The 13,506-nt window shown below is 45.7% G+C and carries 14 protein-coding genes; 7 read left to right on the plus strand and 7 right to left on the minus strand.

Features of this window, described 5'->3' with window-relative positions; all coding sequences use genetic code 11:
- Positions 1–5: 5 nt before the first annotated feature.
- The 5 genes from thiS (at position 6) to HWQ67_RS04660 (ending at position 3,339) form a co-directional block, all read left to right on the plus strand.
- A complete protein-coding gene (gene thiS / locus HWQ67_RS20420) occupies positions 6–89 on the plus strand; it encodes a sulfur carrier protein ThiS (protein ID WP_425340700.1) in 84 nt (27 codons plus the stop codon).
- A gap of 242 nt (positions 90–331) precedes the next feature.
- Positions 332–1,315: a hypothetical protein gene (locus tag HWQ67_RS04645; protein WP_218251480.1), complete on the plus strand. Its 984-nt coding sequence runs from the start codon at positions 332–334 to the stop codon at positions 1,313–1,315.
- Positions 1,251–1,835 (plus strand): FG-GAP-like repeat-containing protein, encoded by a 585-nt coding sequence (locus tag HWQ67_RS04650; RefSeq protein ID WP_218251481.1) that lies wholly within the window; start codon positions 1,251–1,253, stop codon positions 1,833–1,835. The genes HWQ67_RS04645 and HWQ67_RS04650 overlap by 65 nt, the downstream gene beginning before the upstream one ends.
- Positions 1,836–1,913: 78 nt before the next feature.
- Positions 1,914–2,774, plus strand: coding sequence for an FG-GAP repeat domain-containing protein (locus HWQ67_RS04655; protein ID WP_218251482.1), 861 nt, complete (start codon positions 1,914–1,916; stop codon positions 2,772–2,774).
- A gap of 412 nt (positions 2,775–3,186) precedes the next feature.
- Entirely contained in the window at positions 3,187–3,339 is a 153-nt protein-coding gene (locus tag HWQ67_RS04660; protein WP_218251483.1) for a hypothetical protein, read from the plus strand.
- A gap of 57 nt (positions 3,340–3,396) precedes the next feature.
- Here the strand turns inward: HWQ67_RS04660 and HWQ67_RS04665 are convergent, their stop codons facing one another.
- Positions 3,397–4,830 (minus strand): sensor histidine kinase, encoded by a 1,434-nt coding sequence (locus HWQ67_RS04665; protein WP_218251484.1) that lies wholly within the window; start codon positions 4,828–4,830, stop codon positions 3,397–3,399.
- 165 nt (positions 4,831–4,995) lie between these two features.
- Between HWQ67_RS04665 and HWQ67_RS04670 the strand changes: the two genes are divergently transcribed.
- Together HWQ67_RS04670 and HWQ67_RS04675 are read left to right on the plus strand one after the other, a co-directional pair.
- On the plus strand, positions 4,996–5,550 hold the full coding sequence (locus HWQ67_RS04670) for a GGDEF domain-containing protein (RefSeq protein WP_218251485.1): 555 nt from the start codon (positions 4,996–4,998) through the stop codon (positions 5,548–5,550).
- A 34-nt stretch (positions 5,551–5,584) separates the two neighbouring features.
- Positions 5,585–6,514, plus strand: a complete 930-nt coding sequence (locus tag HWQ67_RS04675) for a class I SAM-dependent methyltransferase (RefSeq protein ID WP_218251486.1) — start codon at positions 5,585–5,587, stop codon at positions 6,512–6,514.
- Between the two features lie 168 nt (positions 6,515–6,682).
- On the opposite strand, the gene HWQ67_RS04680 is transcribed toward HWQ67_RS04675, so the two are convergent.
- The 6 genes from HWQ67_RS04680 to minC all read right to left on the minus strand — a co-directional run.
- Entirely contained in the window at positions 6,683–7,954 is a 1,272-nt protein-coding gene (locus tag HWQ67_RS04680; protein WP_218251487.1) for an OmpP1/FadL family transporter, read from the minus strand.
- 82 nt (positions 7,955–8,036) lie between these two features.
- Positions 8,037–9,182, minus strand: a complete 1,146-nt coding sequence (locus HWQ67_RS20165) for an HD-GYP domain-containing protein (RefSeq protein WP_218251488.1) — start codon at positions 9,180–9,182, stop codon at positions 8,037–8,039.
- 828 nt (positions 9,183–10,010) lie between these two features.
- On the minus strand, positions 10,011–11,780 hold the full coding sequence (locus tag HWQ67_RS04690; protein WP_218251489.1) for a hypothetical protein: 1,770 nt from the start codon (positions 11,778–11,780) through the stop codon (positions 10,011–10,013).
- 66 nt (positions 11,781–11,846) lie between these two features.
- A complete protein-coding gene (locus tag HWQ67_RS04695) occupies positions 11,847–12,104 on the minus strand; it encodes a cell division topological specificity factor MinE (protein WP_218251490.1) in 258 nt (85 codons plus the stop codon).
- A 5-nt stretch (positions 12,105–12,109) separates the two neighbouring features.
- Positions 12,110–12,892, minus strand: coding sequence for a septum site-determining protein MinD (minD, locus tag HWQ67_RS04700; RefSeq protein ID WP_218251491.1), 783 nt, complete (start codon positions 12,890–12,892; stop codon positions 12,110–12,112).
- A gap of 16 nt (positions 12,893–12,908) precedes the next feature.
- The coding region (gene minC / locus HWQ67_RS04705) for a septum site-determining protein MinC (protein WP_218251492.1) at positions 12,909–13,506 on the minus strand (598 nt) is incomplete at its 5' end.

Consider the following 13,506-nt stretch of genomic DNA (forward strand, 5'->3'; position numbering starts at 1 on the left):
TGCAAATCGTCAGGCGCTCCGAGCATCAGGCGCACACCCTAAAAGAAGGCGACTCCGTGGAAGTCGTCAATTTCGTAGGTGGCGGGTAGTCGTCCAGTCGTCCAGAAAGAAGGTCGGCAACCAATACCGTTGTGGCTTGCTCTCGTGCGTTTGTGCATGTCATGTTTTAACCAAAGATTTCCCTATTATCACTCCTTCTTGTACCTGTACCACCTTAGAGAATATCACCTGATATTGCTATTTTATTGATTTGAGCTATATTGCACGGACACAAGGCTCTATTTTAGGGTTAAAAAGTGCAAGGCTATATAAAAAATTGGAGGTATTTCTAATGGATAAGTGTAGGAAGATGGTATTTAAGGTTAGTTCACTCGCTTTAGGGTCTGTAGTGTTTCTGTTGATGTGTTGTTTGGCGCAGGGTGTTGTGTGCAGCAAGGCAGATGCGGCAACGCCAGTAACAACAAGGACATTGAACTATCAGGGGTACTTAACCGATGCAAGCGGTAATGCCATTACCGGTTCAAGATCGGTCGTATTTACGCTGTATGACGCCGTAACTGGCGGCACCAACCTATGGACTGAGACGCAGACGGTAACTTTTACAAGCGGTTATTTTAACGTCGAACTGGGGTCGGTTGATACTAACCTGGAAGACGTGATATCGAATGGGGCTAACATCGTTAACAAGATGTGGCTTGGAATTAACGTAGCCGGTGATGGTGAGATGACTGCGCGACAGGAATTGACCAGTACGTCGTTTGCCTTTGTTGCCGATAAGGTTATAAATCCTGCACAAACCGCTATCACCAGCCTGGGGACATTGACAGGTCTGACTGTTGGTACCTATACGCTACCTACTACCAATGGCACAAGCGGCTATGTATTAACGACGAATGGGTCTGGGACTGCCTCCTGGAGTGCACCAACCACAGCTATCACGCTTACAACTGCCGCACAACCCAACATTACTACATTGGGGGGATTGACAAGCGTAACTGTTAATAATGGTACCATATCTCTGACAGGCACAACAACAATCAATGGCTATAAGCTACCCACTACCGATGGTACAACTAACCAGGTATTAAAGACGGACGGGGCCGGCACTACCTCTTGGACTACGGTATCAGGAGGAACACCATCGCTTCAAAGAGAATCTGCCACGGCAGGTGCTGACCCAATAAACGGGGTAAGTTTAACAGTAACTTGCACTGGTTCAAAAACACTGACAGGAGACGGAAAAGGTCTTTGTGTCAGAATCGGTAGATGGTACATCATCCGTGATAAAAATTCTACCGGCTTTTTGGCAGATTGAGGGTATCGGTGATTTTAACGGTGATGGCAAGGCCGATATCTTATGGAACAACACTGCACGTGTATACGATACTGATCGTGACCGTGCAAAAATTGGAATGTGGCTGATGGATAGTGCCAAGGCAGTAACAACGGGGGGTATATCAGACCAGGGGAATTCAAAATTGCTGATACTACCATCTAATCAGTGGATTTTTAAGGGGGGCGGAGACTTTGACGGTGACGGCAAGACCGACATTGTGTATCAGGAGAGTACTAATGTCTATCCACGACGTGTAGCTGTCTGGCTCATGGATGGAAGAGTCAGAAAGTCCAGGGCATTTATTGATTCTGATTCTGATCCGGGAGAAGGCACTTGGCGGATCAGGGATATAGGCGACTACAACGGTGATGGCAAGGCCGATATAATCTCGCAGAACATCTCCAGTGGAGACGTTGCAACCTGGTTTATGAAAGGTGCAGCTATAGATAGTGCGGGGTTTGTCGAGAAAGGCGTCCCCAAAACGTTGCGGATTAAGTAACGGCAAGGGTCATAGAAAGGGGCGGCACATCCTTCACGCAAGAGGGTGGTGCCGCCATTTTTGTTATTTGCATTATTAATGCCTCATTTTAAACGCTACGACGCCGACCTCAACTACATCGCCCCGGATATCGTTGCAAACGCCTTTGCCCACACCAACACTGCCTCCATAGGACTGATCAGGGATATGATATACATCGTGGCGCCATCAACACCGATACAGGGAGGTCAGGTGAGAACACAGAGGAACCTGTTGCTGCTGCGCTTTGACAAGACCACCTGGGCTGCAAAGGATTCAACTGCCATCACCCTCGTCGATAGCAACTCCATGACTCATGCAAACGATGGCGACGGCATCTGGATGTCTACCGGTCTGACCTATGACACCGGTAATGCGTGCATGTTTGTAGGGCACACATTCAGCAACGGTGCAGGCGGTTCGGACGGCGGAGATATCTACCTGCGGGTCTTTGACGGCAACACGTTGACCCAGACATACTCCGAGGTCATGGTCAGTTCGACATCGGCCAACAGGGTTCACTTTCTTCTGGGTGACAATACCCTCTATGCGGTCTACGACGAAAACGCAGTCATCAAGGCCCTCAAGTACACCCTGACCTACGCAAAGACATCAAAACTCACCGGCAGCGATTTCAACAACGACGGCAAAACAGACGTCCTCCTGCAGAACTCTCAAACCGGGATGGTGTACATCTGGCTTGTCGATGGCGCCGGAGGCATTAAATCAGGCGGGTCGCCGGGTACGGTTGACCCGGAGTGGCAGATTCAAGGCGCCGGCGACTTCAACGGCGACGGCAAGGGCGATATCCTGTGGAGAAACACCACAAGTGGCGTGGTGTACGTCTGGCTTATGGACGACACATCGGTATCAGGCGGTACGCCGCTGGCCACAATCGATGACACTTGGCAGATATATTGAGCACAGAGCGCTATAGCACGTTTCGATTTGGATTAAATACAAGATACATGGCATTTTACGGGGTCAAGGGGTCAGCGAAGGGCGAGCCGCCCCCGGCTAAGTTCCCCCGGCTCAGTGGGGGTCAGCGCCCCCCGGCTCAACGGGGGACTGGTCTCCTTGCGGGGGGTTCTGAAGGGGGCTATGTGCGACTTTTATGGCAGGGGCGGGTGCGACAATTGAGCCAGGGGCGGCTCGCCCCCCGCTGCGGCAAAATCGTGCCTCACCCCACACAAGGGGGTCAATAGGGCCGTGGGATCGCCGCTCCACCGGCCACGGCTCAATTTACTCAGAGAGGCAAAAAAAGTATTTAGCGGTTTATAGCACGTTTCGATTGGATTAAATACAATATACATGGCATTTTTAGGGTGGTTCCATGAGACTTGGCAGTTACCCCTGTGTGCTGACGCCCGACTCTTACAGCCATCAGGCCTACGGGTGCGCCGAAATTTCAGAGAGACACCGCCACCGTTACGAGTTTAACAACGCCTACAGACATATCCACATCCACTGTTCAAGGCATTTATAGCAACCGCACTCAGAGAAAAGAGAGCGTTGTTCCCCTAGGCAAGGTGTGCGTGCTATCTTATGCACTCATGGAGGGCAAGATTACGGTGAAGGTTGTCCCCTCACCCACTGTGCTTTCACACAATATCTTACCCTTCATTGTATTGCATACTATGTTATAGACGATGTGTAGTCCCAGTCCGGTTCCTCCTTTTGAGCGGGCGGTGGTAAAGAAGGGATCAAATATCTTCTTGAGGTTCTCTTTTGGTATTCCACAGCCATTATCGGAGAAAGTTATAATAACGTTGTCTTTTTCTTGTCTGACGTTAATATTTATATCGCCTCTTTGGTCGTCTACATAGGCGTGGATAAAGGAATTCAATAACAGGTTTGTGATTATCTGTGCAAGGGCACCGGGGGAACCGTACATCTCTATCGTTTCAGGACAAGCAATTTTGATCTGGTGATGTGTCTTTTTGATCTTGGGAGTCAGGCTTAAAATAATGTCTTTTATGTATAGATTCAGATTGAAACTCCTTTTATCCTGACTGGTTTGATCTGCAGTTACCATCTTAAAACTACGGATTAGATTGTCCGTATGCAAGAGATTTTTTAATATGAGATTGCTTGTTTCTGATACGTTTGAAAGAAATGTCTCAAAGGTTGATTTTTTCATTGAGTTGTTTTTATGTAACGACAGGATTTCTTCGACCTTACTTACCAGGATTGAAGCGGCGGTTACGCCAACACCGATAGGCGTATTTATTTCGTGTGCAACACCGGCAACCAGTTGTCCCAGTGAGGCCATCTTTTCAGACTGTACGAGTTGTTCCTGACTGTACTTGAGGTCTTCATAGGCTTTTTTAATATCTATCCTCTGTAAAAAGTCCTTTCTGTTATATGATTCTATTAAATAACATGCCACCACCCCACAGATGTTGGCCGATAAAAAGAAAAAGTTGTTACTTAGAAACAAGGTAAATTCAGGAGTATGCAATCCCCCATCTAACATCCTTTTAAGAAAGATGATCACGATCTCATAGCTTATAAGAATGATTAATGCCGAGATTATAGCATATATAAATCTTAATCTCAAAAACGTGTATATCCAGATAATAACCAAAAACAAACCTGCATAATAGTGTGAATATCCGAGTTCTTCTTTTTTTGAGATGGCTATCATTAATACAACGCCAACCCCAACAATTATCGATGTAACACTGGGGATAAGCTGCATATTGTTTCTAAAGAAATTAGTGTACGTTAGTATAAAGGCGATGACCAGTGCAGGACATACAAAGAGAAACCTTATACTCCATATTATTTTTTTTGAGTACGGCACCATCCATATATCAAGGACTCCAAAGGCAACATACAAAATAATGGCGAGTATAAACCCCCCACGGATGGCTGGTAAGGACTTATCGATGTAATCATCATAAAACTTGGATTCTAACTCATTATCATCAAATTTTAGATGCAATAACCTTATTAGTCGATTAATGTCTTTCATTTAAAGAGTGTACCATATATTCATATCAACAGTCAAGTTTACGAGTTTATTTTCCCGTGCCACTTGACAAACACGCATTGAGTGTAATAAACTGTCCCAGATGAATATAAATAAACAAAGTAAAGGACACCATAGTTGTGTGTATGACTAAATATGTTGTAGAAGGTGGTAGAGACTCTTATGTGGCGTCAGTTCGCTGACAATCAGACAGGTCTGTTAAGCAAAGGCGGGGTTATCAAACAGTTTGGCAGTATAATCAGGACGATTAAACGACAGGAGAGGGGCAAGGCCTCTGCTACTGACGATAGCGGCAATCTGTTTTCTTCCTATGCGGTTTTTTTTATAGACATAGCCGGCATGAAACATCTTAATGAAACGCTGGGTGTAAAGCGTGGTGATATGTTGATTATAAAGATAGCAGATTTATTAACAAACACGTTTACGCGCAGCACCGATCTGTGTTGCCGATGGGAGGATGATGACTTTGTTGTCATAACCATAAACACGAGCAAGGATGATGCTATAAGGCTTCTGGAAAAAGTTGAGGAGGGGCTCTCAGAGGAAGTGTATCTAAATATAGGGTTGTGTATTTTTCCAGACAACGCCTCAGTTTTAGAGTCAATAAGCCGGACGGAAGAGGTCATGAAAAAGGTAAAGCAGCAAGTGAAGGACAGCATAGATGGCTCTACAAAAAAGATTAATATATCTGTTGGACTGTAAATTCATTATACAAGTCTCTATATCAGGTTGATTTATGGATGAAGGCGCATCTTTATTAGACAACGTACATGCGGAATTTAAAGACGGAAAGACACCTGCCTCACTGGTGCTTGATAAGCTGTTCTTTGGTTTACGTAAGCTACGCAATAACATGACTCATGAGGTGTGGGATCACTTTTCCCGTTACACGGTACCACGGCACCCCCTAATCGAGATTATCCACCAGGACCCCTTCACTCGCAGGAGTTTTGAAAAGCCGCGAGGCTATGACGGCGATGCCAGGCTGCTTGATTTCATCTATGGCTATTATGACTTTAAAAACATGGATATAACCGATACAGGAAAGGAAATCTTTACATACACCACTAATTCTCCAGCCAGTAAAGCCGTTAGGGCAAGGAAGGAGATAATCATTGAGCTTATTAACAAAACAGCTATAAACGTAAAATGCCCCCGTATTTTTTCTCTCGCATGTGGACACCTTAGAGAGGCACACAGTTGTGCGGCAATACAAGAGCGTCAGATAAAGGAGTTCATAGCCATGGACTATGACACAAAGACACTGGATATCGTTAAAAATAACTTTCAAGACTATAATGTAAAGGGTTATCATGGGTCAGTCAAAGATATTATTGTCTCTAATAAGTACAAGGAGCTGGGTTTGTTTGATGTGGTCTACGCATCCGGTCTGTACGATTATCTCTCACAGCGTATAGCTGTCAGGCTCACCCAGAGGTTGTTTGAACTCCTTAACCCAGGCGGTAAGTTGCTGTTTGCTAACTTCATCCCAGACATTATGGATATCGGTTATATGGAGACATTTATGGATTGGAGACTGATATACAGAGACTCCTCTCAGCTTAACGATGTCTTATCCGGCATAGCTCAACAAGAGTACTGCGATAAGAAGTTCTTTACCGAAGATAATGAAAACATCGCATTTATTGAGATAACAAAGCGGTAAAGATAATAAGCAGGGGAGCAGAAGTAACTATAACAAGTAGGAAGGGGTCAAGGGGATTGGTCCCTTTTATGCCAGTGCGGCTCGCACCTTGCAGAGGGTTCTGAAGGAGGGCGGAGGGGGGGGCAGGCACCCCGGCCACAAAAAGCCCTTTTCTTTTGGTGTTACTGTCTACTTAAGCCTCCAGACAAAACCAAAGTCGATGCTGTCCCCACTTACCGTAGACTCCAGTGTCACGGGCTGCCCCAATATGTCTGTTCCATTTTCCTTGATTGAGTTCTTAAACATGTGGGTGTAGCCGGCGTGTAGTGATACCCTGTCGGAGACCTTATAGCCCACTCCAAAGGATAAGTTATGCTCTATCAGTAGAGGTGTCCCGATGATTCTGAATGTCTCGTAGTAGTAGGTAGGCAGTTGCTTGCCCTGGATTTCCGACATCGTTGAACCAATAAAGTTGTTGTGGGTTTTTATTGGATTTTTCCCATAATTGTATCCGGTTCTTAGAGAGAGGTGTTTTATGGGTTTATACTGGACTCCAAGTCCAACGACCCACTGATCCTCCCAGTCAGACTCCTTGTAGCCTTTGGCATTTGCCCAGTTTAACCACTTAAGGTCGGTCTCAAATAACAACACATCCTTTAATGGTTCAACTGCCACACCAAAACCAACCTGTTGCGGCGACTCTAATTTAAAGTTGTCGGCAGAGCCGTCACTGTTTAGATCATAGATGTTTTTATAGTTGATGTTTTGAGCAGACGTGTATGTAGCTCCAAGCGAAACTATATCCGTCAGTTTGTATCTGGTTCCAAGTAAGACTCCAAGAGAGTATCCGTTGGTAGAACCATTCCCCAGGTCGAAGATACCGTAGTTGATCTGCGGAGATATGCCAAAGGAGAGCTTATCCGTAGGTCTATAGGAGACGTAGGGGGCGACCTTCAATACCTGGAGTTGGGCGAGGCTTACGGCAGTAAGAGGGAGTTTCCCCAGCGCCCCCAGGTTATAGAAATAAGGCTGTTCTATTTTGGTGTTTCTGTAGTCAACCCCAAAGCCTGATGCCCCGGCCATTCCAAAGCCGACCGACCAGGCATTGTTCAGGGGGACTGATACGGCAATGTTGGGTACGACAAATACATGCTCTGCGCTCCTGTCGCTTATAGTTGAACCGCTGATATTAATGGTTGCCCGTGCCTTTGGCATTAACAGGGAGCCGCCTATGTCAAAATCATACTTTAATTCCCCATCAGCCGTTGCACCGGCTGGATTGGAAAACACAACGCTCAATGAATCCAACGGTTGCGCTATACCGACTCCTCCCATGGAAGTGGATATTGGCCCTATCCCGTGGAGGTTTGTTCCATTTGTCGCAAAAACAATTTCAACATTCAGGGCTAATCCACAGATTAAACCTAAGACAAAAACCAATAAACGCCTGACATTAACCATCACTAACACTCCTTTGCTGCTCTAATCTTAATCTATATCAATGGCTAAACCATCTCTCTAAAGTGATCCCAAAAGTCGTTTTTCAAAAACCATCATGATGTAATTTATACCCGCTATTGATAACCCTTATAGCTGCCTCTACTACGGCAGTATCGTAGGTTACTGCCGCATTTTTATTGAGTTCATCAAGTGCATAACTAATATCCCTGGCAGGTCTGTAAGGTCTGTGGCTGCATATTGCCTCTACAACGTCGGCAACACATATTACCCTTGCCTCTAATAATATCTCATCACCTTTTAAGCCAAGAGGATACCCTGAACCGTTGATTTTTTCATGATGCTGGCGTACAATGTCAGCGATTGGCCAAGGAAAGTTTATCTTTTTTAGTATTTCGTAACCGTTCTCTACGTGTTCCTTGATTAACTCAAACTCCGGGTTGGTTATTTTCCCGGGTTTGCTGAGGATGTCTGTCGGTACGGTTATTTTACCTATATCATGAAGGGCTGCTGCAAAACATATCTGCTCAATAACCTGATCGGGCAATCCCATCTCTTTGGCAATGGCGTAGGACAGGCTTCTTACACGTAATTGGTGATCTGCGGTGTAGGGGTCTCTTTTTTCAAGGGTCAGCGCCATCGCCTGCAGGACGCCATCCAGGTTGCTACGTGCTAAGGAGACACTGTTGGCAAGCTCTATGTTGGCCTTCTCTAATGCAACTATATCCGTGTATGATCTTAATGAGGTTATAACGGCAGAAAATAGTTTATCAACCGTCAGATCGCTCTTTGTCTTGTAGTCATTTATATCATATTCGATTATCACGCTCCGTTCTGGTGCAGTGCCGGGTTGACCGGTGCGTAGTATAATTCTTATAGCCTTGTTTTTTAAAACATCTCGTATATATTTTGCAACACGAAGTCCGGCATTATCGTCTTCCATCACTACATCCAGGATTATCAAGGCTATATCCGGGTTATGTCCTATTAATTCTGTGGCCTCCTTCCCCGTAAATGCACCAATAAGCCTTATTGATTTGCCGTTGTATTGAAAATCCCTCAGTGCTATTTTGGTTACATCATGGATCGATAGATCATCGTCAACAACCATAACCTTCCAGAATGTGCCATTCGTTTGGACAACAGAATCATCCGCGGCGTCATCTGAAAAACTCAACTCATCATCTTCGGCTTCTTGAACAAAACCAAGCCTATTTTCACCCTCGATCACGTAATGCCTGTATCCTATTTAAATCTCATGGAAAACACTTTTTTTACCTCGACAACAATCTTTCCGCCTTAGCTCTAACTTTATATCAGTGGTTTTAGATTATCACTTACTTCATTTTTTTGTCAAGTATTTTTTTTGTGTTCGGGGCTAATTTGTTCTCATTGCCCATACCACCCTCCCCTAACCCCTCCCATAAAGGGAGGGGGATATCCTGAAAAGCGGTATACAACGGAAGTTCCAGAACTTACAAGGTAAAATAGTGCTGTAGAAGGTTGAATATATTGGTAATACGCAAAAAGGGCAGCAAAAATTTCGTGCCTGCATTTTATTTATGGCGTAACTTTTTCAAGTGTTATTTGGCAGGTTAACGCCTAACGCATTAAGAATTGTTTGGGCATCCTCACCAGGAGTTGGAATTCTCTTTATCGTTTTTTCCAGCAAGAGATATTTCGTATCCTCTTTAAATTTCATGGTAAACAGTTTTTCACCCTGGTGACAATCCTTCTGGTATCCTCTTTAAAAAGCAGGGTAAATTTTATTTCACGGTCAAAAGACATGGATTCCTGCTTTCGCAGGAATGACAGTTACAGCCGTTTTCCAAGTGCGTCATTCCTGGCTTGACCAGGAATCCAGGATGCGTAAAAGTATAGTTACCATGAAATTTAAAAAAGAAGGCGTTATATCTTTCTCCTGTAAATCCTTTCATCCGTGCAATCCTGGTTCAGACAATCCCTGATGTTCACTTAAATGTGACATTGTCAAATTATAAACGCCAGCCAAAATAAAAACAAGAGAATTTTACTTCACATAACCTTCTTGTCTTTTCTTTCAGGCTTTTGCCATGTCCTTGATGACATCGATGAGCGCCAGAGCGGCTGCCTTTGGGCCTTCCTGCTCAAAGCCTTCGATGCCGAGTCTTGTGCGTATCTGCCCAACCTTCAGGCCGAGTTCAAAGAATTTGGCGAAGTAGCTTTTGGCGATTTTTTCGTGTGCCTCCTTGCGCTGTGGAGGGCCAAAGGGATTGGCAAAGTATGTGCGCACGATTCCCTTTTCATCCGTGGTGCCCTTTGCCAGCCGATGACCACTCTTAAAGACACAGATGGCCTCATCGGGGGTATCAAATAACTCTATGAGCTTGTTTTCTTCGGTGACATTTTCATAGTTGTTGGCGTAGAGCACGATGTCAACCTTGAACCCCTTGACGATGTTATGATAAGTCGTTACGGGGATTATGAGCCTGGCGTTTGTCTTATCAGGGTTCATAAAGATACTCCTGTCGATTTCCTCGTAGGCATATCCCGGCTGCAGGTCATCGAGCCTGACAAATGCGCCTATTTCCGTGCCGTAACCAACCACCTCGCCCTGGTCATTGATACCCAGGGACCCCATGTCGTCGAAGATGATCTTTATTCCGTTGACATAGTCCTCGCAGTGCGCCCTGAAGGCCTCAAGCGTCTCCGACTTTCCGGCGCCGCTATCGCCAACGATTACCACGGAGGCGGTTGCTCCGGTTTTGAGCTGCAGATGAAACATGGCGCCATGAACGGGCAGCCTGTTCCTCTTCATCATCACAAGGTTGTGCATGGTCAGGGCAAACTTCTTGAAGTATCCAAAGTAGTCTATTTCTTCGGTATGGCGCGCAAAACCTACCATCAAAGAGTTCTTGGCATCATCGATGTAGACCGTGTTGTGCGGATATTTCATCTCATCAACACCAAACAACAAGATGATATCAGGTCTCTTGCCTTCCATCTCCTCGTACTCGGCGATCTCAAAGAGGTTGCACAGGGACAATCCCTGGGATATAAAGTCGTAGTGAAAGTATATAAATGCCAACAGTTCGCCAATTTTAGCTGGAAAGGCGATGAATTGGTCAGTTTGCAGTTGGAGCATTTCGTCATATATTTGCTGTACCTCCTGGAATGCCCCTTTGCGCTTGGTCACCTTTGGATATAGTATTAGCGGTGCCTCCATCAGGGTCAACCTCACAAACGGGATGTTCTTGATGGCCGACAGATAGTCGGGGCAGTCCCATTCGATGCCCTCAAGGAGCATTCCCATGTTTACACCGGCAGGCAGTTGACGGTATGTGCGTGGATTTTTGCCCGTCAGGTTCTCTCTGACCTGTCTGTATACACCGATTATCATTTTTCTCAGGTCAACGTGGGACTGTATGAACTGCTCGTGATGTATGCCCTGTCTGGTGTACTGTGAGCGTTTGGGCGCCTCCATATACATAAATCTCTCAAACCTACGCCAATAATTGTACATTTCCTCTATAAACTCAAGCATGGATTCCGTATCGGAAAGGACGCTATTATATTCAGCCTTGAACTTGACTACTTCATCGATCTTATGACTGACCAGGAGCCTGAACATGCCTATCAGGAAATCAACCAGCTCTCCGTTTTTATTAAATGTCACGTTTTGTTTAAAGAATGTAAACAACGGGCTTTCTTTTTGTTCCAATCTGTCAATAAATCGTCTCAGTATCTCATCAAACAACTCGCTTTGAAGCAGTTCGTCGTTCGTCTTACAAAAGACGGAGGCGTAATCAAAGATTACCTTATTCCTGGTAAACGTAAGTGGTTCAATCATTATGACTCCTATGTCAATATCTTGTGTGTGGAGGGGGTCTCAACCTGAGTCTGCCCCCTGCTGTACTTATTGTAGTCCCTTTGCTCTTTTGCTGAGAGGGATGCTGATCATCACCTCGTCTGAGTTGTTGACCTTTCGTATCAGTACTTCTATACTTTTTACGTCAAACTGTTGGTATTTGGCAAATATTGAGGCGATGTCACGTTGCAAAAGCTCCGAAAAATTCGGCGGCAGCCCCTGCCGTTCGTAAGAAAGCACCATTGTAAGCCTTTCCTTGGCTGTATCCGAAGAACAACCCTTTCTGAAATACCCAAGTAACGACATGTGCCCTACCTCCTTCTAAACCAAGCAATCAAACCCTTTGAACCATTAAGCTCGTTAAACGGTATATCCTTCCCCTCAAGCCTGTCGGCCACATTAATAAAGGCCTTTGCCACGGCATTGTTTTTTGTAAGCACAATTGGCTCGCCCTTGTTGGTGTAATCGACGATCTTTTCATCGTCGGGGATGATGCCAATCTTTTTGATGTGCAAAATCTCCTCGATATCCTCGACCGAAAGCATTTCACCTTTTCTGACCTGATGCACCTTTATCCTGTTGATGAGCATCCTGATGCTTGTCTTCTCCATGGACTCAAGCAGTCCGATAATGCGGTCGGCGTCTCTGACGGATGATACCTCGGGGTTGACCACCACGATGGCGTCATCGGCAGGCATTGCTGCCGTCTTAAAACCGCTCTCTATGCCCGCCGGCGAATCAATCAGGACGTAGTCGAAGTTATCCTTGATGCCGTCGATGATTTCGGCGAGCTGTTCAGGCTTTACTGCCTCTTTGTTCTTGGTCTGCGACGCCGGCAGCAGCCACAGCGGGAACCCCCTTTTGTCCTTGACAAATGCCTTTTCTGCCTTGACAACGTTCTCCACGACATCAACCACATCGTAAACGATACGTTGCTCAAGCCCGAGGATCATGTCAAGGTTCCTCAGCCCTATGTCGGCGTCGATAGTCAACACCCTCTTACCGGACATGGCCAGGGCAGTCCCAAGGTTTGCAGTTATCGTTGTCTTTCCAACTCCACCCTTGCCGGAGGTTATTACGATAACTTGTGTCATAATTTATCTCCTTACGTTAGATTTTTTCTATCTGAATTGTCTTGTCTTTGACAAACGCCTTTTCCGGGTACAGTGTCTGGACATCGTCATCGGGAGGTCTTGTCACAATGTTTGCTATCTTAAGCTGCTGAGGCTTCAACGTCAGGGCTATCACCACGGCATCCTCATCCCCGCCGGCACCGGCGTGAGCCACACCCTTGAGCGCTCCAAGCACTATGATGTTGCCTGTGGCAATCACATATGCGCCCGGGTTTACATTGCCGATGATCATCAGATCGCCATCGTATGTCACACGTTGTCCACCACGAATCGTCTTGCTTACCGTCATGAGGGTCCTCTTTTCCTCGGAGGGTTCAATGACCTTTTTCTTTTCCCTGGTCTCAAGGCTAAATTGGGTCTTAACGTCTACGATAAGAGCGCCATGTTCCCTTAACATTTCGTGTAACCTGCCCCTGTCGCCATCGGTGAGGTCAAGGCCGTTGGTGTTTATCACGACCTTTGAGTTGCTGAAAAACGACGACGACATCTTAAGTTCGATATCCCTGAGATTGTCCTCGATTGACGTCAATGAATCCAGGTTTATCAGCAACGCCGGTATCGTTATACCTTTTATC

The organism is Candidatus Magnetobacterium casense, from assembly GCF_019173545.1.
In the GTDB taxonomy this organism is placed as follows: domain Bacteria; phylum Nitrospirota; class Thermodesulfovibrionia; order Thermodesulfovibrionales; family Magnetobacteriaceae; genus Magnetobacterium; species Magnetobacterium cryptolimnobacter.